Here is a 22377-nt window from a genome sequence, read left to right as displayed (position 1 = left end):
AGCATCCACATCAGGGCGCCGGGGAACAGGATGTTGGGCCAAGGCAGCGCCATTAGCCCGTCCTCCGCGTCCGATCGGCCTCGTAGGTCGGGTACTGCGCCTTGCCGACACGGGTGCTTTCAGAGACCGATACTCGGACGATGTCGCCAGAGGCCGTTTGAATCTGCTGGTTGGCTATGTTTGCCATCCGCCCGGTATCGTCTGTCAGGCGAACGTCGATCACCTGTGGCGTGGAAGCGCCGCGGGCCGCAGGCATCGCTGCTGGCATCTTGAACCGATTGTCGTTCATCGCCTCCAGCATCGGGCGATACTGCGCAGTCGCCCCGGCGTTCATCACGAACTCACGGCCATGAACAACGCCCGCGACCCGTCCTTCCGGGCCATTGCCGGTATAGCCGCCGGACTGGAAGCCGAAGAGCTTGCCGATCCCGCCGAGTATGCCCCCGAACAGGCCGCCCCCGCCCTTCCCCCCGGCGCCATTGATCGAGAACAGTGCATCCACCAGCTCATTCTGGAGCTTGTCGATGATTTTGTTCAGGACATTCATGGCCGCGTTGCCGAAGCTTTCGAAGAAGCCCTTGCCGCTGTTCAGGCCATTGCGGAGGTCCGAGAGGAAGCTGTTGGTCGCCCCCTTCGCGAAATCCATCTGCTCCTTCATCCGTGCGGTCTCGGCTTCGACGGAGGCCATCGTGGCGGCGAGGCCCTGAAGCTCCGCCTTCTGCCCGGCGGTGAGAGTGATGCCGGCGTTCTGCGCCTGGTTGAGAAGATCGGTCTCGTAGCGGAGGCGGGCGGCTTCTTCTGCCGTCATGCCAAGGGCGGCCTGCTCGTTCAGCATGGACATGACGCGCAGCGTGGAGTCGTTCACGATGCCCGTGTATGCTTCAGCCTGCTTGCGGGCTTCGTCGGCGGCGTCCTTGGCTGCCTTCCCGGCCTTCTTCGACGCATCTTCGACTGACGTGAGAGCGCTGGACCACTCGCGGAGCTTCCCAGCGGCAGCCGATGCCATGGAAGATATTCCCTCCCCGATCTGGCCGAGGTAATCTTGGCCTTGGGCTGCCTCGATCTCCTTCTGCACCTTTGCCATCACGTTCTCGGCAGCCCCCTTGTAGGGGTTGTTGATGCCAAACTTAACGGGCCCAATAACACCCTCAATGAGCAGCTCGTCGCTTACCGCTCCTAGCATGTTGTTCGCATAGCCTATGAAGGCGTTTACCATGTCCCCTGCTTTGTTGATCATCGTTTCAATGCCGCCAAGGACGATGTTGGCGGTTGAGTAAACGATGTCGCCCAACGCCCCCGGCAGTGCTGACCAAGCAGCCTTGATGCCTCGATAACCGCCAACGAAGGCTCCGATTACCGCGTTGACGGCGTCCTTCACGACCCCGACCACATCGACGCCGAAGATTCGTGCGAGATCATCGCGGAAGAGGTTCATTGCCGTGATCGCCACGGTCAGCCCGGCGACGAACACAAGCGCGGGATTCGCCGCCGCCATGGCCGCAGCCGCTATACCTGCCGAGACCGCAAGCCTCCCCATCAAGGCGATGATCTGGACGATCCCGGAGATCATCGCCGGGGCGTAGAGAAGCGCCAATGCAGCGGCCGCAGCGGTGGCATAAGGGGCAATCGTCTGGATGTGGTCCGCGAGAAAGTCGAGTGCGCCTGCGGCGAGCCCGGTCCAATCCACCATTTGCAGCCCGGCCGCAGACAGCGCCGTGATAGCAATCGTCGCGAATGCCAGTGGCGAGAACAGCGACTTGAACGATTGTCCGAGCACCTGAATGGCTGATGCCCCGCCCTGCGCGGCCGCTTCAAGCTGCCCGGTAATCTGGGTGCCCTGCTGCAAGGCAATCATCAAGGGGTTCATGCCCATGCCCGCAGTTACGGCAACATCCTGGAACTGCGCCGCAAGCCCGGACATGCTCCCGCCCATGCGCTCCACGTTGCTCGCGGCCGAACCGCCCGTCTGTCTGTTCCCGTTCGCGACATGCAGGGACCGGATGGCCCGCGCCTGCTCATCGAAGGCTTTTGCCGCAGCAAGCGCAGCAGCAGATTTGTCCCGCTCCGCTCTGGCCGAGGCGAAGGAAGCGCGCTCGTTTTGGACAGCCGCAAGCGCAGCCGCCTTTTCAGCGGTTGATGCGGTGTTTGACGCCCGTGCGGATGCAAGCGTTGCCTGCGCCTGCGTCATGGCGGCTCAACGCGATTACGACTGTTCTCATCGGAGCGCTGATCTGGATGGCAACGGTACTGCGCGACACCGCCGCGGGGCAGGCTGCCACAGCGGCGATCGACATGGTGCGGAATCTCGTCGGTATCTAGCTCGATGCGAAAGGCCGGAGGGATTAACCTCCGGCCTCTCTGCCTTGGCAAGATGAGACGCACCTCAACCATGGCGTGCCCGCTTTCGCGGTAGTGCGGAGCGCCCGCCCCGGGTCAGGCATGCCCCCCGCTGCGGAGCCATGGAATATCGCGTCAAAGAGGAGAAGGCTCACCCAGAGTTGGGTGATGTAGGCGTCCGCATCGTGGTTCGGCTTTGTTCGGAATGCGGCTTCCAAGGCGAGGACCTGAAAACACCGAAATGACCCTCCCCTCCAACTCCGGCCCACCCGTTCCCAAATTGAGAATTACCCTTGTTCCCAATGCGAGAACATGCTAGACAATGGGCATGAGGATCATCGCCCGCCAGACGCTTGTTTTGTTCTACACCGAACACCCCGAGGCCAAGCCGTCTCTTGAGCGTTGGTTCTCGGTCGCCAAGGCGGCTTCGTGGAAGACGACGGCGGAAGTTCAAGCCAGCTTTTCCAAGGCCAAGGTTTTGAACGCCGAGCGCGTCCGGTTCGAAGTTTCTGGCGGCAACTACAGGCTGATCGCCGCCTTCGATTTCGCAAGGCAGATCGCCTTCATCAAATTCGTGGGCACGCATGCGGAATATGACCGTATCGACGCCCTCACCGTCTCGCAGTTCTAGGAGGACGCCATGGACATTCGACCGATCCGCTCCGACGAGGACCACGCCGAGGCCCTTGCCGAGATCGAACGCCTCTGGGGCACTCCTGTTGGCTCGCCGGAAGGCGACAAGCTCGATGTGCTTGCCACTCTCGTTGAAGCGTATGAGGAGAAGCGCTGGCCTATTGAGGCCCCCGATCCCGTCGAGGTGATCCGCTATGCGATCAGCGATCTCGGGCACACTCAGGCGGAACTAGCCGATCTTCTCGGCTCCCGTCCTCGTGCGTCCGAAGTCTTGAATCGTCGCCGGGCTCTGACTGTCGATATGGTGCACAAGATTTCCAGCCAGTGGCATATTCCGGCTGACCTTCTCGTGCGTCCATATCATCTGACTGAGAGGGCATGACCATGGCTCGGTCCCACCGCCGGACGCCCGTTGTCGGGATGACCACGGCCACTTCCGACAAAGCGTTCAAAGCGGCAGAACATCGTCGTGAGCGCCGATCCGTCAGGACCGCAGTCAAGCAAATGGATGAGATCCCCGACCCGAAGCTTTTCGGTGATCCCTGTCATAGTGAAAAGGACGGCAAGCAATGGCTAGACCCGTCCAAGCACGAGGAACTGATGAGGAAGTAGCCATCACCTCCCGACCATAGCCTTCGCTGCCGCCTGGGCCTTGCTGCGCGCCTCTGACCGCCGCCGGGCATCGGCATGTTCTTCCGAGACCGCCGAGCGATAGGCCGCATCCATTTGCCGAAGGATCGTCAGTTCGTCGCGGCGGATGATGGTTCCGGTTAGCCTGACCCATGCAGCGATATCGGCGAAGGCGATAGGATCGGGCCCGTTCATGCCCTGCCTGCGAGCGGCGCTCAGTTCCCAGAACCATTCGAGCAGGTGAGAGCCGATCACCGGCCATTTGACCTCCGGGTGAGAACGGCCGAACCGGGCATCGCGTTGGCGCCGCTCGCCCCAGTCCCAGGAGGCGATGTAGGACACCGCCTTCTCGAGTTCGCGATTGATGGCCTGCTCACCCTTGATCAGCTTGCCGCGCTGCTGGCGTTCCAGCATATCGTCGATCTGCTCCCGCTGGACCTTCTTCGCCTCGTCGCTCTCGGCCGAGCGAATCTGGAAGACGATCCCGAGCTCTTCCTCGGTCGTTGGGTTGACGAGGTGGAGAGCGAAAGTCTGCTCGTAGTCATACAGGCCGGCGATGTCCATAAATCAGCCCCCAACCGTGATCCCGCCGACCGTCTGGATCGGCACTTGGTTCCCCATGATCGAGTAAGTATCGACCACGTAATCCTCGACGCCACCGCCGCTCGTAACGGGACCGGCGATCTTGCCGCGATAGAAGAACGTCGTCTGCTGCGGATCAGCCGAGACGCGGGCCAGGGCGTAGTTGCTCTTGTCGGTCGGATGGCCGATGGCGCGAAGGATCGTCTGGCCCGCGTCCTCGGGGTCATGCCCGCAAGCGAACGTGCCGGTGCCGGCGGTCGAAACGCCCTTGTCCTGCTTCGAGACGATGGTTTCCGTCGTGTCGTAGCTCGTGGCGTTCGTGGAGACGCCCAGTTCGGGCATCTCGCCGACGTTGGAAATCTTGACGTAGGTCAGAGCCTTGAAGCCCGCCTCGGTCAGGTCGGCATTCTGCGGGGTCTCGCAGACGTAGAGCGTGGAGCCCTGGTTGTTGAATGGATCGGCCATGGGGGTTCCTTTCAGCGGATCAGCCGGTAGCGAATGGAAATCGGCACTTCCAACGACGACGCATCCTGCAAGGGCGAGGCGATGGACGGGCGTTCTTCGATGGTCATGGGCGGGTCGGCGGCGGGGATGCGAGTTCCCCGGCCGAAGTGGTTGGCGATGTCGGCCGCGAGTGTCAGGGCGGGATCAACGCCCCCGCCCGCAGGCCAGACGACGGTGATCTGGAAAATGCCTTGGAAGACGGATGGATCGGAGAATGCCGTCCATGGGTTCGTCGTGCGGTTCGGCATGAACGAGGATCGTAGATACTCCCCGTCAGGCGGCGTGAAGTCATACCCCTGCCTCGCCACCCGCAACCCACGAGGCTCTGCGAACGCCCGCAGGTGCTGTTCCAGCGCTGTGTGGATGGACGCTTCGATTGCCGACATAGGTCAGCCCTTGTTCAATTCGCGCGCCACGGCGTCGACAATGGGCGTGAAGCGCTGCGCGGTGAGGCGGACCATGCCGCCAGGCGCTTGCTGCGAATGGCCGTATTCGAGAGCCTGTGCGTAGGGCAGGTTGTTGACGAGAAAGATCGTCTGGCCGGCTTGCAGTTTCAGCGTCTCGGCCTGCACCTTTCCGATCGTTGCGGTGCCGGTTTTGTCGTCGATCTCCACCGTGCCCGTTGGGATATTGCCGATGGCCACCTGCCAGTTCCCACGGAAGCGGCCCGTATCGACCGGCGACATGAGGATTACCTCGGTGAAGGCGTCGAGCGCGATCTTGCGAACGGCGGTCTCCAACTTCTCTCGCGTCTTCTCGGACCAAGCGGCTATCTGATCGGCAAAACCGGCCATCAACGTCTACCCATGAGATCATGCAGCACCGCCACGCCAGCCGGTGCGAGGGTCTTCACGCGAACGATGGTGAATGTGCCATTGGCCGCGATCACCGTGTTGACCGTCGTCGGCGTGATGGACAGGCCCACCGTCGAGACAAGGATTTTCACGTCTCCAGCCTTAATCAGCGCGCCATCAATGTCCCTGTCCGCAATGGGCAGGACAGCGAGGCGGCAGGGGTGATCCACAGGAGGGCCGGGCTCATCATCCCAATCAGATTCCCGCACGCCCTGCACCCGGATCGCCCCCTCCTGGCCGAACCGGGCAAGCAGGCGTTCGGCCGTGGCAGCGGTCTTGGCGTAGTCGAAGGAGGTCACGTCAGGCCCTCGTATTCGCAGGCGCGGATCGGTCCTCGTTCACGATCGCCTTGGCGTCATCGAACCGGCGGCGCAGCCATTCCTCCTGCTCGATTGTCTGGATCATGTCGTCGTTAACGCGAAGACGGACGCGGCTGTTTTCGAAAACGGCCACCTTCGCGAGAATTTGACCGTCGTCGTTCGGATCCATGTGATGCGCCTGCTGCATCAAGCAGTAGGAGATGGTGTCGAGCATTGCCGCGAACTGGCGAAGGCGATCGGCCGCCTCCAGCCCATCTCCATCGAAGAAGTCCGTCACCAGCGCCTCCGGCCCGCCCTCTGTGTCCCAGACGCGAAGATCAAAGCGCCAGACGGGATCGATGACAGGCGCGCCATTCTTCTGGCGGTCAGCTATGTTGATGATGTTCGCCACGGTCAGGCCCTCGCCAGGAACGAGACCGTCCGGCGCGCTTCCTTGCGCACGAGCAGACCGGACAGAATGTCGTCGATGATCGAGACGACGAGCCGAGCCGCGGTGGCATCGGTCGGCACGACATACTCAGTCTCGATGACATCCACCCGCTCGCGCTTCACGAGCGCGGTGGCGTCGAAGTCGGGTGAAAGCGAACCCGGCGCCTGGACCTCGCGCAACGCGGCTTCATAGACAGCGTGCTCGACCTCGACTGGCACCTCGTCTTCGGCGATCCCCTCACCGGAGGCGTCCACTGCGTTAAACCGGGGCCATTCCAGGGACTGAGCCCGTCCGCCAGCCTTCCGACCGGGGAAACGATCCCGATAGCGGCCGTCGATGTAGCCACTCGCCACGATCAGCGCCGAGTCACGCGCCACCTTCGTCGAGGAAGACGCCCACATATCGACTCCAGACCGCCCGCCGGAAGGAGACTTCTTCTGGTTCTCCACCAGCGGCGAGGACCTAACCGGAGACCTTCCAACGGCATGGCAGCCCCTTCCCCCGCCACCTGTCGAGGAGAAGTAGCATGGGGCGGCCATACACACCCGAGACGTTGGCCGAGCGGTGGGGGTGCTCCGCGAGACATATCAGGCGCATGTGCAAATCAGGAGAGTTGCCGTCGTTCCGGCTGGGAGGCAGATTGCTCCGCATCCGTGCGGACGATGTGGATAGTTTCGAATGCCAGAATGGCGACTTACCCGACTACAAGGAGAATTCTGCGTCACATGGCAGGACGGAGATGTCCGCCGACGTTATCGACTTGGAACGGATGACCAGGCAGAGGCGGCCCGCCGCGCCCAGGCTCGATACGCGGAACTGACTCGGCCTCGCGGATCGACTGTCGCGGATCTATGGAACGGCTATGTGCGCGACCGAGAGGGCCGAGCCGTACTTAAGACGATGGATTGCACGTGGGGCGTTCTCAAGCCGCGCTTTGGCCCCCTCACAGCCGATCAGATCACTATCGCTTTATGCCGGCAGCACACCAAGGAACGGCAGGCAGCGGGGATCAGTGATGGCACGATCCACACTGAGCTTGGGCACCTGCGTACGGTCCTGAAGTGGGCTGAAGCGCATCGCCTGATTGATCGCGCCCCGGCCATCGAGCGCCCCGCCAAGCCAGAGCCCAAGTCGGACTATCTCACCCGCGCCCAGGTAGCGAGAATGATCGAGTGCGCAAAGGTGCCGCACATCGCTCTGGCGATTCGGCTTCTGATCGGAACTGGCGGGCGTGTGACGGCAGCACTGGAACTGACGTGGGATCGCGTGGACATGGTGCGCAAGCTGATTCACCTGCGCAATCCGTTCGACAAGGCGCGCAGGAAAGGCCGAGCGACGGTGCCAATCAACGATAGCCTGATGGAGGCTTTGAAGGAGGCAAAGACCGGCGCCCTATCCCCCTACGTGATCGAGTATGGCGGCATGCCGGTGCAGTCGATCAAGCGCGGGATCAAGGCTGCTGCCGCCGCCGCGAAGCAGCCGAATGTCTCGCCGCATGTCTTCCGGCATTCGGCCGCCGTATGGATGGCCGAGGCCGGGCATTCGATGAGCGAGATCGCGCAGTATCTCGGCCACGCCGATAGCCGACTCACGGAGCGGGTTTATTCCCGCTACAGCCCGGATCACCTGCGCAAGCTGGCGGCAAGTCTCGACGTTTGAAGTTCGATGAACCTAGTGGTAAACTTGCAAAACCACGCCATTGAAGGGAAATAACCTTGCAAATCAGCGGCTTGAATGGTGGGCGCGACAGGGATCGAACCTGTGACCCCCTCGGTGTGAACGAGGTGCTCTCCCGCTGAGCTACGCGCCCTTCAGAGCACGGCGGCGAGGCCGTGTCGGGTGTGGCGATATAGGCGGCAATGGGCCTCGTCGTCAACCGCTCTCGACGGCGGAACGGGAAAGTCTGTGCACCGCCGCTGCGTCGAGCGCATCGAAGCTTGAAATCACCAGCCGCGCGGCTGCTTTCGTCGCATCGTCGGCGCAATAGCCGAAGTCGACCAGCACGGAAGGAATGCCGGCCGCGAAGGCCGCATCCACATCGGTGCGGGTGTCACCGATCATCACCGACCCGGCCACGCCCCCGCCCGCGTTTTCGATGGTGCCGAGGAGGTGCACCGGATCGGGCTTGCGCCGATGAAACGTATCCGCCCCGCAAATGGCGGAAAAGCGCCCGGCGAGCCCGAACGCCCGCAGGAGCCCTTCCGAGAGCGCCTGTGTCTTGTTCGTGCAGACCGCGAGGCGAAATCCAGCCGCCTCCATGCGATCCAACAGGGCCACCGCGCCGGGAAACAGTCGCGAGAGGTCGGCGATATGCGCCTCGTAGTAGCGAAGGAAGCGCTCGATCTGGCGGCCCATCTCGGCTTCGGCCAGCGGGCGCCCGGCTTGCGCGAAGGCATGCTCGATCATTGCGCGCGCGCCATGGCCGGCATGGGGGCGCACGTCTTCCAGCGCCACCGGCGGCAACCCTGCCCGGTCGAGACAATGGTTCAGGCTCGCAGCCAGGTCAGGAGCCGTGTCCACCAGCGTTCCGTCGAGATCGAAGACGGCGACGGGTGGCAGCGTTTCAGGCGCGGTGCGATACCGGATCGGAGAGATGGCAGGGATATGGCTCATGCGGGCCGCAGGATGACGCGGCCGCGCGCCCGGTCAAGCGAAGCGGCATTGCGAACCTGCCCCGGGGCTTGAGGAACGTCGCTTTCAGTTCCTGCTGGCACGCATGGGCAACAGTGGCGGCGTTCACGCCATTTCCAGAACGATCTTGCCGATATGGGCGCCTTCATCCATGCGGCGATGAGCGGCGGCGACCTCCGCGAAGGGAAAGACGCTGTCGATGATCGGCCCCACCTCGCCCCGCGCCAGAAGCGGCACGACCTTCTCCTCCAGGTCGCGGGCCAGTTCCGCCTTCATCGCCACCGGCCGCGCGCGCAGGGTGGAACCCGTTAGCGTCAGGCGCTTCAGAAGCAGCGGCGTCAAGTCGAGCGCGACCTTGGGCCCCTGCAGGAAGGCGATCTGGGCGATTCGCCCGTCCGCGGCAGCAGCCTTGAGATTGCGCTGGATGTAGTCGCCGCCCACCATGTCGAGGATCACATCGACGCCCCGGCCCTCCGTCGCCTCCAGCGCGGCCTGCACATAGTCTTCCTCGCCGTAATGAATGGCCCGGTCGGCGCCGAGCCGGCGGCACGCCTCGCACTTCTCCTTGTTGCCCGCCGTCACCAGAACCTTCGCGCCGAACGCCTTGGCCAGTTGGATCGCGGTCGTGCCGATGCCCGAACTGCCGCCGTGGACGAGGATCGTCTCGCCCGCACGCAGGCCCGCGCGCACGAAGACGTTGGACCAGACGGTGAAGTAGGTTTCAGGGATCGCGCCGGCTTCCACGAAGGAAAGCGCGTCCGGCACCGGCAGGGCGTTCGTCTCGTGAACCACGGCATATTGCGCATAGGCGCCGCCGGCGACCAGCGCCATGACGCGGTCGCCGGGGGCATAACGCGTGGCGCCCTCCCCCGCCGCTTCCACGATGCCGGCGAGCTCCAGGCCCAGAATGTCGGGGGCGCCGGGCGGCGGCGGATACTTGCCCTTGCGCTGCATGACATCCGGCCGATTGACGCCGGCGGCCTTCACCCGCACGAGAATCTCGCCATGCCCCGGCAAAGGCCGCGGCCTTTCCACGCAAGCGAGGGCCTCGGGCCCACCCGGAGTCTCGACGATGATCGCCTGCATGGACAAGGACATGGCTTGCTCCTGTCGGGCCGGACGAATCCTAGCCGGAAAAATCGAGGCCCATCTCGCGATAGCGCTCGGGGTCGTCGCTCCAGTTCTCGCGCACTTTCACGAAGAGGAAGAGGTGCACCTTCTCGTCCGCCGCTTCGGCGATCTCCTTGCGGGCCGCCTGTCCGATGGCCTTGATCGTCTCGCCCTTGCGCCCCAGCACGATGGCCTTCTGGCTGTCGCGCTCGACATAGATGGTCTGCTCGATGCGCACCGAGCCGTCGGGGCGCTTCTCCCACAGCTCGGTCTCCACCGTGGAGGCATAGGGCAGTTCCTGATGCAAACGCAGGAACAGCTTCTCGCGGGTGATCTCGGCGGCAAGCTGGCGCAGCGGCAGGTCGGTGATCTGGTCTTCCGGGTAGTACCACGGCCCCTCGGGCAGGCGCTCGGCCAGATAGTCCAGCAGGTCGTCGCAGCCCGAGCCGTTCAGCGCCGAGATCATGAAGACGCGCTCGAACTCGGCCTTGGCGGTGATCTCCTGCGTCAGGCCCAGCAGTTTGTCGCGCTTGATGCGATCCACCTTGTTGAGAACCAGGATCGCCGGACGCCCGCTTTCCTTCAGTCGCTCCAGAATGATCCCGGCCTCATCCGAGACGCCCCGCTCGGCGTCGATGATGGCGAGGATGAGGTCGGCGTCCTTTGCGCCGTTCCAGGCGGTCTTCACCATGGCGCGGTCGAGACGCCTTTTCGGCGAGAAGACACCCGGCGTATCGACGAGCACGATCTGGGTTCGCGCCCGGATGGCGATGCCGCGCACCAGCGCGCGGGTCGTCTGCACCTTGTGGGTGACGATGGAGACCTTCGTGCCGACGAGTTGGTTGACCAGGGTGGACTTGCCGGCATTGGGCGCGCCGATCAGCGCGACGAAGCCGGAGCGGGTTCCGTTGCCGGCATTGGGCATCCGGTCGGTCGGAGGAGTTGTGTCGTCGGTCAAGGTGCGGCGATTCTTTCCAGATTGTGAGCCTTGTGCTCCTGCCGTCATACGCCTTCAGGCGCCGGCGCTCCAGACGCCTTCGCGCACGAGAATCGTTGCGGCAGCCTCCTGCTCGGCCAGCCGCTTGGAGCGCCCCTGCCCTGTGGCGGGTTCCACGCCATCGACACGCGCCAGAACCGTGAACAGCGGATCATGGTCGGGGCCGGAACGCTCCACCAGATCATAAGAGGGCGGACGCCCGGCCTTCTTGTGCGCCCACTCCTGCAACGCCGTCTTCGGATCGCGGCGCGCGAAGACGGCCTGCCCCAAGCGCTTGTCCCAGAACCGGAGGATGAAGTCGCGCGCCGCCTCGATGCCATGGTCGAGATGGATGGCCGCGATCATGGCTTCCACCACGTCGGCGCGGATGTTCCGGTTCCGCTCGCCGCCGATCCGCTTCAGGTCGCCACCATGGCGGATGAAGCGCTCCAGCCCGATCTCGTCGGCGATCTCCGCGCAGGTCTCGGCGGAGACGAGCGCGTTGAGCCGGAGCGAAAGCTCGCCTTCGTCGGCCTTCGGATAAAGCTGGAACAGGCGCTCGGCGATGGTCAGGCCGAGAACCCGGTCGCCCAGGAACTCCAGCCTCTCGTAATTGGCCCGCTCGCTCGCGCTTTTGAGGCTCGCATGGGTCAGCGCCCGCTCCAGCCTGGAGCGGTCCGGGAAACGAAGCCCGATGATCTCCTCGAGGCCGCCCAGTTCCTCCCCGCGCGTCAGCCGAGCCATGAGAGGATTCGGCTCGGCCGCAGGCTGGTCGGCCACTGCCAGACTTCCAGCGGGGAGTAATTGTTGTCGATGGAGAAGAAGATGACCTGCGCCTTGCCCACGAAGTTCTCGAACGGCACGTAGCCCACGTCGAAGCGGCTGTCGGCGGAGTTGTCGCGATTGTCGCCCATCATGAAATAATGGCCTTCGGGCACCACGAATTCACGCGTGTTGTCGCCGGCCGAGGCGGGCGTGATATCGAGCGTAAGGTAGCTCACGCCGTTGGGCAGCGTCTCGCGATACTGGGCGACCGTGTTGCCGTCGCCACCCGCGAAGCTCTCCACCGGCTCCTTCGGCACGGCCTGCCCGTTCAGATAGAGCACCCCGTCGCGCATCTGCACCGTATCGCCCGGCATTCCGACGAGGCGCTTGATATAGTCCACCTCCGGCTCGTTCGGCTTGCGGAAGACGACGACGTCGCCCAGTTCCGGATCCGAGGCCAGGACGCGCCCTTCGAAGAGGTTGGGCGAAAGCGGCAGAGAGTAGCGGCTGAAGCCGTAGCTCCACTTCGTGACGAACAGGTAGTCGCCCACGAGCAACGTCGGCATCATGGAGCCGGACGGGATGGAGAAGGGCTGGAAGAGGAAGGTGCGGATCACCAGCGCCAGAAGGAGCGCCTGCACGATCACTTTCACGGTCTCGCCGAAACCGCCCTTCTCCTTGCGTTCGGCACGCTCGACCATTCTACGCCCTTCTGTTCCAAGCGCCTTTGGCCGGCGCACGCGCTTTAGTAATGATTTGGCAAGGCTTCGGCAATGTGGCGCCGGCGCCTTTCGCGCGGCGGCGTCATACGGCCGGCCGCGCCTCGATCACCACGAAGGCCTGCGCCAGCGGGAAGTCGTCGGTGATCGTCAGGTGGATGAAGGGCACGTGCCCTGCTGGCACCAGAGCCGCCAGGCGCGACGCCGCGCCGCCGGTCAGTTGCATGGTGGGCTGCCCGCTCGGCAGGTTGACGACGCCCATGTCACGCCAGAAAACGCCTTGCGACAGGCCGGTGCCGAGCGCCTTGGCGCAGGCCTCCTTGGCGGCGAAGCGCTTGGCGTAGGAGGCCGCGCGCTGCTTGCGCCGATCGGATTTCGCCCGCTCGACCTCGGTGAACACCCGCGCCTCGAACCGGCCGGCATGGCGCTTTAGCGTCCGCTCCACCCGCCGGATATCTATGAGGTCGCTGCCGATCCCGACGATCATGCGCGCATCACAGCGAGCGGCTGCCGGGCTTGACCGGCGCGATGGCGGCAAGCTCCGGCGGCAGCGCGTCGGGGGAATAGGCCGGAACCTCATACTCGCACAGGGCGATCAGCGGCACGCCGACATCGGCCTTGCCGGCCGAGCGGTCCACGATGCACGCCGCCGCCAGGACCTCGGCGCCCAGATCCTCCAGGCAGGCCACCGTTTCGCGGATGGACAGGCCCGTGGTGACGATATCCTCCACGATGACCACACGCGCGCCGGCCGGAATCTCGAAGCGGCGAAGGCGGAAGACGCCCCCTTCCCGCTCCACCCAGATCGCCGGAACGCCGAGATGGCGGGAGGTCTCGTAGGCCGGGATGAGCCCGCCCACGGCCGGCCCCACCACATAGTCGATATCGCCCGCCACCTCGGCGCGGATACGCTCGGCCATCGCCTTGCACAGGCGCTCGGTCAGCGGCGGATGCATGAAGACGCGGGCCTTCTGCAGGAAGACCGGGCTACGCAAGCCGGAAGTGAGAATGAAGTGGCCTTCCAGAAAGGCGCCGGCCTGCCGGAAGATGTCTATCACGTCGTCGCGGGTCATGAAGCGTCCGTTGGTCCTTGGTCGCTCAGCCGTTCACACGAACCACGTCCGTCACGCAAGTCCTGCCGCGAAGCTGATTGAGCGTGCGGGTGAGGTGCTGGAGGTTCCAGACCTCCAGATCCATGACCATGACGCTCACATCCGCGCCGGCCGCGACCATGGACAGGCCGTGAATATTGGCGTCGTTCTCCGCGATGGTCTCGGCGATCTCGGCGAGCGCGCCGGGCTCGTTCACGGCGGAGATGCGCACCCGCGCGTGGAAGCGCGTCGTCATCTCCGCGTCGAGGTCCCAGCGAACGTCCACCCAGCGCTCCGGCTGGTCGTCGAAGGCGGTGAGCGCGGGTGACTGGATGGGGTAGATGGTGATACCCTTGCCCGGCTCCAGAATGCCGATGATCCGATCTCCAGGCACCGCGCCGTCCGGGCCGAAATGCACGGGCAGGTCATCGCCGGCACCGCGAATCGGCAGGGCGGCGGGCTCGGCTTCCTTGCGCGCCGACTTGGAGCGGCCGGGAATGCGGAAGATCATGCCGGCCGCCTGGCGCAGCCCGAACCATCCTTCCTCCTCGCTCGGCGGTGGCGACTTCACGGCGCGGCTGTCCTGGAAATCGGGGTGAACGGCCTTCAGGACATCGGCCGAGGACAGTTCCCCGCGCCCGACCGCGGCCAGCGCGTCCTCCACCTCCTTGTGCCCGACCTTGGAGAGATAGGGCTTGAGCCCCTCCTTGCTGAAGGTCTTGCCGGAGCGGGCGAAGGCGCGTTCGAGGATCTGCTGCCCGAGGCCGGAATATTGCCGGCGGATCGACATGCGGGTCGCGCGGCGGATGGCCGCGCGCGCCTTGCCGGTGACGGCGACGGCCTCCCACGCCTGCGGGGGCGTGGCGGCCTTGGAGCGGATGATCTCCACTTCGTCGCCATTCGTCAGCTCCGTCACCACCGGCATGATGCGGCCGTTGATCTTGCAGCCGACGCAGGTGTCCCCGACATCGGTATGGACGGCATAGGCGAAGTCGATGGGCGTGGCGCGGCGCGGCAGGGCGATGAGCCGGCCCTTGGGTGTGAAGCAGAAGACCTGGTCCTGAAACAGCTCGAGCTTGGTGTTTTCCAGGAACTCCTCGGGCGTGTCGCCCTCCGAGAGCATCTCGATCGTACGCCGCAGCCAGGCGAAGGCCGAGGATTCGGTGTTGGAAGCCTGCCGGCCCTCGCCGCCCGTGATGCCATCCTTGTAGAGCTCGTGGGCGGCGATGCCGTATTCGGCCACCTCGTGCATCTCGCGCGTGCGAATCTGCAGTTCGACGCGCTGGCGCGAGGGGCCGACGATGGTGGTGTGAATCGAACGATAGTCGTTCTGCTTGGGGATGGAGATATAGTCCTTGAAGCGGCCGGGCACGAGCGGCCATGTCCGGTGCACGATGCCCAGCGTGCGGTAGCAGTCCTCCTCGGTCTCCACGATCACCCTGAAACCGAAGATGTCGGAAAGCTGCTCCAGCGAGAGCGCCTTGCGCTGCATCTTGGAAAACACCGAATAGGGCTTCTTCTGGCGCCCCGAGACAACGGCGTGGATGCCGCTCTCGGCCAGCCTCTTCGACAGCGTCTCCTCGATCTGGGCGATCGTGGCAGAATGTTTCTCGCGCAGCTCGCCGAGCCGCGCGGTCACGGTCTCGTAGGCCTCGATGTTCACATAGCGGAACGCGAGGTTCTCCAGCTCCTCGCGCATCTCCTGCATGCCCATGCGGCCCGCGAGCGGCCCGTAGATGTCGAGCGTCTCCTGCGCGATGCGCGCCCGCTTGTCGGGCCGCATATGGTCCAGCGTGCGCATGTTGTGCAGCCGGTCCGCCAGCTTGACGAGCAGGACGCGTATGTCGTCGGCGATGGCCAGAAGCAGCTTGCGCAGGTTCTCGGCCTGCTCGGCCTTCTTGGAAACGAGGTCGAGCCTTTTCAGCTTCGTCAGGCCCTCCACCAACTGGCCGATATGGGGGCCGAAGAGCTGGTCGATCTCCTTGCGCGTCGCATCCGTGTCCTCGATCGTGTCGTGGAGAAGGGCGACGGCGATCGTGGCCTCGTCGAGATGCAGGTCCGTGAGGATCGCCGCGACCTCGAGCGGATGCGAGAAATAGGGGTCGCCCGAGGCACGCTTCTGCGTGCCGTGCTTCTGCATGGCGTAGACATAGGCCCGGTTCAAAAGGCCTTCGTCGAGGTCGGGCTTGTAGGCTGCGACGCGTTCGACGAGTTCATATTGGCGCATCATTGAGGGCGCGGCACCTTAGGAGAATCGAAAAAGGCGCCCGCGAACGATCGCGGGCGCCTTTTCAATATAGGCGTCGGGGCAGCCACTCCGAAAGAGGCCGCGCTCGCGTCTCAGTAGTCTTCGTTCTTCTCGGGCGGCACGAGGCCTTCGATGCCGGCCAGGAGGTCGTCTTCCGACATGCGGTCGAAGGAGATGTTCTCGCCCTCGTCCTCGCTCGCGGCGGGGGCCGCCGTGCTTTCGGCGATCGCGCCGGCGGCGGGCGCCTGCGGCTCGGGCTCGTCCACCTCCACATGCTTCTGCAGCGAGTGGATGAGGTCTTCCTTCAGGTCGCCGGGCGAGAGCGTCTCGTCGGCGATCTCGCGAAGCGCCACGACGGGGTTCTTGTCGTTGTCGCGGTCGATGGTGATCGGCTGGCCCTGCGCGATCTGGCGGGCCCGATGGCTGGCGAGGAGCACCAGCTCGAAGCGGTTCTCGACCTTGTCGACGCAGTCTTCTACGGTGACACGCGCCATGCCTGTCTCCTCGGGTAACGGAAAATGGAGAGGTTAAGAAGCCCGTTTAGCCTTTCGGGCCTCGAAACACAAGGGCGGCTGTGGAAAGGCCTCCGCCCCCGCCGCGCTGCATTGGCAGCGGCAGGCTATGCTCCTACCATGCCGCCGTTTCCCGCTCATTCCTTCGATTCTTCCTTTTCTCGAAAGCCTTTCATGTTCGACACTCGCGAGAAGATCGCGCTCTTCATCGACGGCGCCAACCTGCATTCGGCCACGCGCAGCCTCGGTTTCGACATCGACTACAAGAAGATGCTGTCCGCTTTCCAGGCACGGGGCTATCTCCTGCGCGCCTATTACTACACCGCGCTTCTGGAGGAGCAGGACTACTCCCCGATCCGCCCGCTGATCGACTGGCTGGACTATAACGGCTACACGCTCGTCACCAAGCCAGCGCGCGAGTTCACCGATTCCTCCGGGCGGCGGCGCATCAAGGGCAACATGGACATCGAGCTTGCCATCGACGCGATGGAGATGAGCGAGTTCGTCGACCATTTCGTGCTGTTTTCCGGCGACGGCGACTTCCGCTCGCTGGTCGAGGCGTTGCAGCGCAAGGGGCGCAAGGTCTCGGTGGTCTCCACGCTCTCCTCCCAGCCGCCGATGATCTCGGACGATCTGAGACGGCAGGCGGATCATTTCATCGACCTTGCCAGCCTCCGGCCCGAGATCGCCCGCGATCCGGCCGAGCGCACCGCCCGGCGGATGGAACCTGCCGAGGGCGGCGAGTTCGATCGCGGTTGACGAGGATGAGTGCGTTCCCGCCCGAGCCGGCCCCGCCGCCGCGCGACTGCCCCATCTGCCCGCGCCTGGCCGCCTTCCGCCATGAATGGCGGGCGCGCGAGCCCCATTGGCACAATGGCCCGGTTCCCACCTTCCTGCCGCCGGACGGCGCGGGCGCCGTGCGCCTTCTGGTCGTGGGCCTGGCCCCCGGCGTTCGCGGCGCCAACCGGACGGGCCGCCCCTTCACGGGCGATTACGCCGGCGACCTGCTTTATGCCACGATGAAGCGCTTCGGCCTTGCCCGCGGCGAGTTCGAGGCGCGGCCGGACGACAGCCTGGAACTCGTCGGCGCAGCGGTGACCAACGCGGTGCGCTGCGTGCCGCCGGAGAACAAGCCGACCGGGCCGGAGATCAACGCCTGCCGGCAGTTCCTCAAGCCCGTGCTGAATGGCCTGCCCCGCCTTGCCGCCATCGTCACGCTCGGCCGGATCGCTCATGATTCGACCGTGCGGGCGCTCGGCGGACGGCTGAAGGACGCGCCTTTCGGCCATGGCGCGGAGGCGGAGGTAGCGGGACTGCGCATCGTGGCGAGCTATCATTGCTCGCGCTACAACACCAACACGGGCCGCCTGACGGAACCAATGTTCGCCGACGTCTTCCGCGCCGCCCGGGAGTTCCTCGACGCGCACTAACTGTGTGTGTCGCGCCAGGCGATCACCTCGTCGGCGTTCCGATCCGGCGGGAAGACGGGGTAGAACACCTTCTCGATCCGCCCGTCCCGGCTGATCATCGTCAGCCGCTTGAGCAGCGCCTCGCCGTCCACGTCCATGACCGGCAGGTCCAGCATGTCCTGCAAGACGAGGCTGCTGTCCGAGAGCAGGGCGAAAGGCAGGTGCAGGCGCTCGGCCGCCTCCTTCTGCCATGCGGTGGTCTGGGTCGATATGCCGAAGAGATGCGCCACGCCGCGCCGGACGAATTCCTTGTGAAGGTCGCGGAAGGCGCAGGCCTGCGGGGTGCATCCACGCGCCCCGGGAATCTCGTTCCAGCCGCCGGGCAGCGAGGTGCCAGGGCGCCCGGTCAGCGGATAGCAATAGAGCACGCACAAGCCGGGCAACGCGCCGAGATCGACAGTGCCTCCGGCTGTGGACGCCAGAGAAACGTGCGGCAGGGAGCGCCCTTCGAGATGGCGGGCCGCGCCGTCGTCCTGCGGTGGCTCCAGCCCGTCGGGCAGGTTCGCGAAATCCGTCATCGGGCCTCCCTTCCTCCGTGGGCAGGGTCTGTCCGAACGGGGCTCGCGTCAAGCCGCCGCGTTCAGTCGCGCCCGCCCTCCTTGAGGACGCGCTGCTTCTGCCGGTTCCAGTCCCGCTCCTTGAGCGTCTCGCGCTTGTCCGGCGCGTTCTTGCCGCGCGCCACGGCAAGCTCCAGCTTGGCCATGCCCCGGTCGTTGAAATAGATCTTCAACGGCACGAGCGTCATGCCGTCGCGCTGGACCGCGCCGGCGAGCCGGTTGCGCTGTGTCTTGTGCACGAGGATCTTCCGCCGCCGCTTCGGTTCATGGTTGAACCGGTTGGCCTGGAGATATTCCGGCACGAAGGAGTTGATCAGCCAGATTTCGCCCCCCTCCTCCGTCGCATAGGACTCGGCGATGGTGGCCTTGCCCAGCCGCAGCGACTTGACCTCCGTGCCGGTCAGCACGAGCCCGGCCTCCAACGTGTCAGTGATCTCGTAATGGAAGCGAGCCTTGCGGTTTTCCGCAACGATGTTCGACTTCTCGCCCTTGGCCTTGGCCATGTCAGCCCCCGTCCAGGGCGCCTGCGCGCCCCGCCTTCCCTCGCCTCGTGCCTGCGTTCTCCCTTCCAGATGGGGTTTGGCGGCGATTGTTCAATTCAGAAGGCCGGCGTGGACGAGAGCGGAGTCGATGGCGCGCTCGGTCTCGCTTTCCACCGTCACCATGGGGGAGCGCAGCCGGTTCTTCAGGCGGCCGAGGCGCGCGAGCGCATATTTCGGGCCGCTGGGGTTGGGCTCGAGGAACAGCGCCCGATGCAGCGGCATGAGGCGATCCTGATATTCGAGCGCGCGCTTGAAATCGCCCGCATGGCACGCCGCCTGGAACTCGGCGCACAGGCGCGGCGCGACGTTGGACGTGACCGAGATGCAGCCATGACCGCCATGGGCGTTGTAGCCGAGCGCGGTGGCGTCCTCGCCCGAAAGCTGGATGAAGTCCGGCCCGCAGGCCGCCCGCTGCTCCGAGACGCGGTCGATCCTGGCGGTCGCGTCCTTGACGCCCACGATGTTCGGAAAATCGCGGGCCAGCCTCGCCATCGTCTCGGTCGTCATGTCGATAACCGAGCGCGGCGGGATGTTGTAGATGAAGATCGGCAGCGCGGTGGCCTGCGCAACCGCCGCGAAATGGGCGTAGAGGCCGCGCTGGCTCGGCCTGTTGTAATAAGGCGTGACCACGAGCGCGCCGTCCGCGCCGGCCTTTTCGGCGAAGCGCACGAGGTCGATGGCCTCGGCCGTGTTGTTGGAGCCCGCGCCCGCCATCACCGGCACGCGCCCGCCTGCAACCTCGATGCAGATCTCCACCACGCGCCGGTGCTCGGCATGGCTCAGCGTCGGCGTCTCGCCGGTGGTGCCGACCGGCACCAGACCCTGCGTGCCCTCCTCGATCTGCCATTCCACCAGCGCGCGGAACGCCGCCTCGTCCAGGCTGCCATCCTCCTGGAAAGGCGTGACGAGCGCCGTCAGCGAACCCTTGAACATGCTATTTCCTTCCAAACGGGCGGTGCGGCCGCGACGGTCACATCCTCGTCATCGGCCGCGCCCCAGATCGGCCGCTTTGCCCCTCGTGAATGGCGGCACCATAGTGAAGCCCCTCAACCGAAACAAGGACATGCGAAGCGGCGAACGATCCGGCCCCACGGGGCCCGCCGCGTTTCGAACTTTACGTTCTCTTCACTGCGTCCATGAGAGATTTGCACACCATGCCGCCACACTTCCCCTTAGCGCCAAAGGCGGCCCAGCACGTCTCCGAAAGGCTCGCGATGACCGCGAAATCCGCCGCCATCACGCTTGGACTGCAGACAGCCCTCGCCGGCCTGCTGCTTGCCAGTTGCACGGCCGAATCCATGCTGCCGTCCGTCGGCCCCATGCCCACCATGCGCTCGGGCGTATCGGCGGCGTCATCGACGAGCGGCGTGGACTCGGCCCGCTTCGGCGCACCGGTGCCGACGCCGGCCAACCCCGCTCTCGCACGCGGTGGCGGAGCGGCCGCCCCGGCCTCGGCGACGGCCTTCACGGCCTCCATCGCCTCGATGGGCGCGCGCTCGGCCGTCTCGCCCGTGCGCGGCAGCCTGAAGGACGGGCTCGACGCCACCCACCAGAACATGGCCAGGGCCCGCGCCATTCGGGAAGGCATGGCCCCCGGCTCACTCGACCGGCAGATCCTGACCTGGGCGATCGCCTTGCGCGGCGGCAGCGACGTGCCGGCGGCCGAGGTGGCCCGGGCCGCGCACGAGCTTTCGTCCTGGCCCGGCATGGCGACCTTGCGCGCCAACTCCGAGCGCGCGCTGCACCGCGAGAAGCCGCCGGCCGCGACCGTCATCAACGCCTTCGCGGGCGGACGTCCGCAGACGCCGGAAGGCGCTATGGTGCTGGCGCGCGCCTACCAGGAGACCGGCGACACCCAGCGGGCGCGCGGCCTCATCGCCGAAACCTGGCGCAACGACCGGCTGACGCGGGAGCTCGAGACGGAGATGCTGCGCTCCTTCGGCTCGCTTCTGACCAAGAACGACCACAAGTTCCGCATGGAGAAGCTGCTCTACGCGAACCGCATCACCGAGGCCGAGCGCGTCTCTTCGCTCGCCAATTCGGAGACGCTCTTCCGCGCCCGCGTCGCGTCCATCCGGGGTGAGAACGCAGCCGCGCGGCTTTCGGCGGTGCCGGCCAACCAGCATTCGGACCCCAGCTACCAGTTCGCGCGCGCGGTGAACCTGCGCAAGGCGGACCGGCCGCAGGAGGCGGCGGCGGTGCTTCTCTCCGTCACCCGCGACCCGGCCGCGCTGATCGACCCGGATGCGTGGTGGAACGAGCGGCGGATCGTCGCGCGCATGCTGGTGGAGAGGAAGGGCGATGCCCGCACGGCCTACCGCCTTGCGGCCGAGCACTCCTCCAGCGGGCTCGTCTCCACGGTGGAAGCCGAGTTCCATGCCGGCTGGTACGCCCTGCGCCTTCTCAACGATCCCGTCCGTGCCAGCCGCCACTTCGCCAAGATCGCCGAGGTCTCCAACCGGCCCCTCTCGCAGTCCCGCGCATATTACTGGATGGGGCGGGCGGCCGAAGCCGGCGGGCCGGGCAGCGCGCGCGATTTCTATGGCCGCGCGGCGCGGCACGGCGCGACCTATTACGGGCAGCTCGCCAACGCCAAGCTCGGCCGCACCCCCGGCGAAATCGCCTTCCCGCGCCCCAGCGATGCCGAGCGCAGGCGCTTCTCCGGGCGCGAGGCCGTGCGCGCCATTACCCGGCTTCAGGAGATCGGCTCGGACTGGCGGGCCGCCAGCCTCTATCGCGCCCTCGCCGAGGAGGTGGACAGCCCCGGCGAGCTGGCGCTTCTCTCGACCATGGCCGAGCGGCGGGGCAACCATGCGCTCGCCCTGGACGTGGGCAAGATCGCCTATGCGCGCGGCGTCGATGCGCCGGCCCTCGCCTTTCCCGTCGGCGTGATCCCGGCGAGCGCGAACATCAACGCCTCCGGCAGGGCCCTCGCCTACGCCATCGCCCGGCAGGAAAGCGCCTTCAACCCGCAGGCCAAGTCGCCGGCCGGCGCGCTGGGCCTCCTCCAGCTCATGCCGGGCACGGCGCGCTCGCTCTCGCGGGAGATCGGCGCGTCCTATTCCGAAGCCAAGCTCCTCAACGACGTGTCGTACAACGCGCAGCTCGGCTCGCGCTATCTCGGCCAGCAGATCGACACCTTCGCCGGGTCCTATGTTTTGACCTTCGCGGCGTACAATGCCGGTCCGCGCCGCGCGCGCGAATGGGTGGAGCGGTTCGGCGACCCACGCGGCAGGCCCATCGACGAGGTGGTGGATTGGGTCGAGCAGATTCCCTTCACCGAAACCCGCAACTACGTGCAACGGGTGATGGAGAACTACCAGGTGTACAAGATGCGCCTGGGCGCCGGCTTCAACATCGAGGGCGACCTGCGCCACGGCCGACGTAGCTGACGGCGTCCATTATCACCAATGCAGCAGAAGGGCCGGCACATGCCGGCCTTTTTCATTGTCAGGCAGGCGTTACCT

At 65.5% G+C, this 22377-nt stretch carries 27 protein-coding genes and 1 tRNA gene; 7 read left to right on the top strand and 21 right to left on the bottom strand.

Annotation, left to right across the window (positions count from 1 at the left end; all coding sequences use genetic code 11):
* Positions 1 to 52: 52 nt before the first annotated feature.
* The gene (locus tag J7654_RS11760; protein ID WP_209736115.1) at positions 53 to 2188 is read right to left on the bottom strand and encodes a phage tail length tape measure family protein; all 2136 of its coding nucleotides are present in this window, start codon (positions 2186 to 2188) and stop codon (positions 53 to 55) included.
* A gap of 477 nt (positions 2189 to 2665) precedes the next feature.
* On the opposite strand from J7654_RS11760, the gene J7654_RS11755 reads away from it, so the two are divergent.
* Positions 2666 to 2968: a type II toxin-antitoxin system HigB family toxin gene (locus tag J7654_RS11755; protein WP_209736114.1), complete on the top strand. Its 303-nt coding sequence runs from the start codon at positions 2666 to 2668 to the stop codon at positions 2966 to 2968.
* Positions 2969 to 2977: 9 nt separating this feature from the next.
* Positions 2978 to 3352: a helix-turn-helix domain-containing protein gene (locus J7654_RS11750; RefSeq protein WP_209736113.1), complete on the top strand. Its 375-nt coding sequence runs from the start codon at positions 2978 to 2980 to the stop codon at positions 3350 to 3352.
* 233 nt (positions 3353 to 3585) lie between these two features.
* On the opposite strand, the gene J7654_RS11745 is transcribed toward J7654_RS11750, so the two are convergent.
* From J7654_RS11745 to J7654_RS11715, 7 genes are read right to left on the bottom strand one after another with little or no spacing between them, the layout of a single operon-like run.
* The gene (locus tag J7654_RS11745) at positions 3586 to 4164 is read right to left on the bottom strand and encodes a phage tail assembly chaperone (protein WP_209736112.1); all 579 of its coding nucleotides are present in this window, start codon (positions 4162 to 4164) and stop codon (positions 3586 to 3588) included.
* Positions 4165 to 4167: 3 nt separating this feature from the next.
* Positions 4168 to 4647: a hypothetical protein gene (locus J7654_RS11740; protein ID WP_209736111.1), complete on the bottom strand. Its 480-nt coding sequence runs from the start codon at positions 4645 to 4647 to the stop codon at positions 4168 to 4170.
* 11 nt (positions 4648 to 4658) lie between these two features.
* Positions 4659 to 5072: a DUF4128 domain-containing protein gene (locus tag J7654_RS11735; protein WP_209736110.1), complete on the bottom strand. Its 414-nt coding sequence runs from the start codon at positions 5070 to 5072 to the stop codon at positions 4659 to 4661.
* A 3-nt stretch (positions 5073 to 5075) separates the two neighbouring features.
* Complete coding sequence (locus tag J7654_RS11730) at positions 5076 to 5480, bottom strand: HK97 gp10 family phage protein (RefSeq protein ID WP_209736109.1); 405 nt, start codon at positions 5478 to 5480, stop codon at positions 5076 to 5078.
* A complete protein-coding gene (locus J7654_RS11725) occupies positions 5480 to 5839 on the bottom strand; it encodes a hypothetical protein (RefSeq protein WP_209736108.1) in 360 nt (119 codons plus the stop codon). The genes J7654_RS11730 and J7654_RS11725 overlap by 1 nt, the downstream gene beginning before the upstream one ends.
* 1 nt (position 5840) lies before the next feature.
* Positions 5841 to 6251: a hypothetical protein gene (locus J7654_RS11720; RefSeq protein WP_209736107.1), complete on the bottom strand. Its 411-nt coding sequence runs from the start codon at positions 6249 to 6251 to the stop codon at positions 5841 to 5843.
* A 2-nt stretch (positions 6252 to 6253) separates the two neighbouring features.
* Positions 6254 to 6739 carry a DnaT-like ssDNA-binding protein gene (locus J7654_RS11715; RefSeq protein ID WP_209736106.1) on the bottom strand — a complete coding sequence of 162 codons (486 nt, stop codon included), beginning with the start codon at positions 6737 to 6739 and terminating at the stop codon, positions 6254 to 6256.
* 77 nt (positions 6740 to 6816) lie between these two features.
* Between J7654_RS11715 and J7654_RS18525 the strand changes: the two genes are divergently transcribed.
* A complete protein-coding gene (locus J7654_RS18525) occupies positions 6817 to 7110 on the top strand; it encodes a helix-turn-helix domain-containing protein (RefSeq protein WP_377946318.1) in 294 nt (97 codons plus the stop codon).
* A gap of 44 nt (positions 7111 to 7154) precedes the next feature.
* Positions 7155 to 7949 carry a tyrosine-type recombinase/integrase gene (locus J7654_RS11710; RefSeq protein WP_245195480.1) on the top strand — a complete coding sequence of 265 codons (795 nt, stop codon included), beginning with the start codon at positions 7155 to 7157 and terminating at the stop codon, positions 7947 to 7949.
* A 76-nt stretch (positions 7950 to 8025) separates the two neighbouring features.
* Here the strand turns inward: J7654_RS11710 and J7654_RS11705 are convergent.
* The 10 genes from J7654_RS11705 to rpoZ form a co-directional block, all read right to left on the bottom strand.
* A tRNA-Val gene (locus tag J7654_RS11705) sits at positions 8026 to 8100 on the bottom strand.
* A 62-nt stretch (positions 8101 to 8162) separates the two neighbouring features.
* A complete protein-coding gene (locus J7654_RS11700; protein WP_209736104.1) occupies positions 8163 to 8903 on the bottom strand; it encodes an HAD family hydrolase in 741 nt (246 codons plus the stop codon).
* A 123-nt stretch (positions 8904 to 9026) separates the two neighbouring features.
* On the bottom strand, positions 9027 to 10019 hold the full coding sequence (locus J7654_RS11695) for an NAD(P)H-quinone oxidoreductase (protein ID WP_209736103.1): 993 nt from the start codon (positions 10017 to 10019) through the stop codon (positions 9027 to 9029).
* A gap of 28 nt (positions 10020 to 10047) precedes the next feature.
* Positions 10048 to 10956, bottom strand: coding sequence for a GTPase Era (gene era, locus J7654_RS11690; protein WP_209740485.1), 909 nt, complete (start codon positions 10954 to 10956; stop codon positions 10048 to 10050).
* An 87-nt stretch (positions 10957 to 11043) separates the two neighbouring features.
* Positions 11044 to 11751 carry a ribonuclease III gene (gene rnc / locus J7654_RS11685; RefSeq protein WP_209736102.1) on the bottom strand — a complete coding sequence of 236 codons (708 nt, stop codon included), beginning with the start codon at positions 11749 to 11751 and terminating at the stop codon, positions 11044 to 11046.
* Positions 11739 to 12473, bottom strand: a complete 735-nt coding sequence (lepB, locus tag J7654_RS11680; RefSeq protein ID WP_209736101.1) for a signal peptidase I — start codon at positions 12471 to 12473, stop codon at positions 11739 to 11741. Before lepB ends, rnc begins: the two co-directional genes overlap by 13 nt.
* 103 nt (positions 12474 to 12576) lie before the next feature.
* Complete coding sequence (gene acpS, locus J7654_RS11675; protein WP_209736100.1) at positions 12577 to 12978, bottom strand: holo-ACP synthase; 402 nt, start codon at positions 12976 to 12978, stop codon at positions 12577 to 12579.
* A gap of 7 nt (positions 12979 to 12985) precedes the next feature.
* A complete protein-coding gene (pyrE, locus tag J7654_RS11670) occupies positions 12986 to 13564 on the bottom strand; it encodes an orotate phosphoribosyltransferase (protein WP_209736099.1) in 579 nt (192 codons plus the stop codon).
* Between the two features lie 25 nt (positions 13565 to 13589).
* Complete coding sequence (locus J7654_RS11665) at positions 13590 to 15812, bottom strand: RelA/SpoT family protein (RefSeq protein ID WP_209736098.1); 2223 nt, start codon at positions 15810 to 15812, stop codon at positions 13590 to 13592.
* A 110-nt stretch (positions 15813 to 15922) separates the two neighbouring features.
* Positions 15923 to 16324 carry a DNA-directed RNA polymerase subunit omega gene (gene rpoZ, locus J7654_RS11660; protein WP_209736097.1) on the bottom strand — a complete coding sequence of 134 codons (402 nt, stop codon included), beginning with the start codon at positions 16322 to 16324 and terminating at the stop codon, positions 15923 to 15925.
* A gap of 192 nt (positions 16325 to 16516) precedes the next feature.
* Here rpoZ and J7654_RS11655 point away from each other — a divergent pair, with 192 nt between their 5' ends.
* Together J7654_RS11655 and J7654_RS11650 are read left to right on the top strand one after the other, a co-directional pair.
* Complete coding sequence (locus tag J7654_RS11655) at positions 16517 to 17101, top strand: LabA-like NYN domain-containing protein (RefSeq protein ID WP_209736096.1); 585 nt, start codon at positions 16517 to 16519, stop codon at positions 17099 to 17101.
* Positions 17102 to 17106: 5 nt separating this feature from the next.
* Positions 17107 to 17772 carry a uracil-DNA glycosylase gene (locus J7654_RS11650; protein ID WP_209736095.1) on the top strand — a complete coding sequence of 222 codons (666 nt, stop codon included), beginning with the start codon at positions 17107 to 17109 and terminating at the stop codon, positions 17770 to 17772.
* On the opposite strand, the gene J7654_RS11645 is transcribed toward J7654_RS11650, so the two are convergent.
* The 3 genes from J7654_RS11645 to dapA all read right to left on the bottom strand — a co-directional run bounded on the left by J7654_RS11645 (position 17769) and on the right by dapA (position 19843).
* A complete protein-coding gene (locus J7654_RS11645; RefSeq protein WP_209736094.1) occupies positions 17769 to 18329 on the bottom strand; it encodes a peroxiredoxin in 561 nt (186 codons plus the stop codon). The genes J7654_RS11650 and J7654_RS11645 overlap by 4 nt on opposite strands.
* Positions 18330 to 18391: 62 nt before the next feature.
* On the bottom strand, positions 18392 to 18871 hold the full coding sequence (smpB, locus tag J7654_RS11640) for an SsrA-binding protein SmpB (RefSeq protein ID WP_209736093.1): 480 nt from the start codon (positions 18869 to 18871) through the stop codon (positions 18392 to 18394).
* Positions 18872 to 18961: 90 nt separating this feature from the next.
* Positions 18962 to 19843, bottom strand: coding sequence for a 4-hydroxy-tetrahydrodipicolinate synthase (gene dapA / locus J7654_RS11635; protein ID WP_209736092.1), 882 nt, complete (start codon positions 19841 to 19843; stop codon positions 18962 to 18964).
* Between the two features lie 281 nt (positions 19844 to 20124).
* Here dapA and J7654_RS11630 point away from each other — a divergent pair, with 281 nt between their 5' ends.
* Positions 20125 to 22302: a lytic transglycosylase domain-containing protein gene (locus tag J7654_RS11630; RefSeq protein ID WP_209736091.1), complete on the top strand. Its 2178-nt coding sequence runs from the start codon at positions 20125 to 20127 to the stop codon at positions 22300 to 22302.
* Positions 22303 to 22377: the final 75 nt, after the last annotated feature.

This window comes from Aureimonas populi, from assembly GCF_017815515.1.
GTDB lineage: Bacteria > Pseudomonadota > Alphaproteobacteria > Rhizobiales > Rhizobiaceae > Aureimonas > Aureimonas populi.
This window is presented reverse-complemented; position numbering and strand designations above follow the sequence as displayed.

Bases quoted from the DNA above. Each gene is read 5' to 3' on its own strand.
- era (WP_209740485.1), bottom strand. From the start codon at position 10,956: ATGCCCAATGCCGGCAACGGAACCCGCTCCGGCTTCGTCGCGCTGATC.
- rnc (WP_209736102.1), bottom strand. From the start codon at position 11,751: ATGGCTCGGCTGACGCGCGGGGAGGAACTGGGCGGCCTCGAGGAGATC.
- J7654_RS11665 (WP_209736098.1), bottom strand. From the start codon at position 15,812: ATGATGCGCCAATATGAACTCGTCGAACGCGTCGCAGCCTACAAGCCC.
- J7654_RS11730 (WP_209736109.1), bottom strand. From the start codon at position 5,480: ATGGCCGGTTTTGCCGATCAGATAGCCGCTTGGTCCGAGAAGACGCGA.
- J7654_RS11630 (WP_209736091.1), top strand. From the start codon at position 20,125: ATGACCGCGAAATCCGCCGCCATCACGCTTGGACTGCAGACAGCCCTC.
- J7654_RS11755 (WP_209736114.1), top strand. From the start codon at position 2,666: ATGAGGATCATCGCCCGCCAGACGCTTGTTTTGTTCTACACCGAACAC.
- J7654_RS11735 (WP_209736110.1), bottom strand. From the start codon at position 5,072: ATGTCGGCAATCGAAGCGTCCATCCACACAGCGCTGGAACAGCACCTG.
- lepB (WP_209736101.1), bottom strand. From the start codon at position 12,473: ATGGTCGAGCGTGCCGAACGCAAGGAGAAGGGCGGTTTCGGCGAGACC.
- J7654_RS11695 (WP_209736103.1), bottom strand. From the start codon at position 10,019: ATGTCCTTGTCCATGCAGGCGATCATCGTCGAGACTCCGGGTGGGCCC.
- rpoZ (WP_209736097.1), bottom strand. From the start codon at position 16,324: ATGGCGCGTGTCACCGTAGAAGACTGCGTCGACAAGGTCGAGAACCGC.
- pyrE (WP_209736099.1), bottom strand. From the start codon at position 13,564: ATGACCCGCGACGACGTGATAGACATCTTCCGGCAGGCCGGCGCCTTT.
- J7654_RS11645 (WP_209736094.1), bottom strand. From the start codon at position 18,329: ATGACGGATTTCGCGAACCTGCCCGACGGGCTGGAGCCACCGCAGGAC.
- J7654_RS11650 (WP_209736095.1), top strand. From the start codon at position 17,107: ATGAGTGCGTTCCCGCCCGAGCCGGCCCCGCCGCCGCGCGACTGCCCC.
- J7654_RS11745 (WP_209736112.1), bottom strand. From the start codon at position 4,164: ATGGACATCGCCGGCCTGTATGACTACGAGCAGACTTTCGCTCTCCAC.
- J7654_RS11740 (WP_209736111.1), bottom strand. From the start codon at position 4,647: ATGGCCGATCCATTCAACAACCAGGGCTCCACGCTCTACGTCTGCGAG.
- J7654_RS11700 (WP_209736104.1), bottom strand. From the start codon at position 8,903: ATGAGCCATATCCCTGCCATCTCTCCGATCCGGTATCGCACCGCGCCT.
- dapA (WP_209736092.1), bottom strand. From the start codon at position 19,843: ATGTTCAAGGGTTCGCTGACGGCGCTCGTCACGCCTTTCCAGGAGGAT.
- smpB (WP_209736093.1), bottom strand. From the start codon at position 18,871: ATGGCCAAGGCCAAGGGCGAGAAGTCGAACATCGTTGCGGAAAACCGC.
- J7654_RS11760 (WP_209736115.1), bottom strand. From the start codon at position 2,188: ATGACGCAGGCGCAGGCAACGCTTGCATCCGCACGGGCGTCAAACACC.
- J7654_RS18525 (WP_377946318.1), top strand. From the start codon at position 6,817: ATGGGGCGGCCATACACACCCGAGACGTTGGCCGAGCGGTGGGGGTGC.
- J7654_RS11655 (WP_209736096.1), top strand. From the start codon at position 16,517: ATGTTCGACACTCGCGAGAAGATCGCGCTCTTCATCGACGGCGCCAAC.
- acpS (WP_209736100.1), bottom strand. From the start codon at position 12,978: ATGATCGTCGGGATCGGCAGCGACCTCATAGATATCCGGCGGGTGGAG.
- J7654_RS11750 (WP_209736113.1), top strand. From the start codon at position 2,978: ATGGACATTCGACCGATCCGCTCCGACGAGGACCACGCCGAGGCCCTT.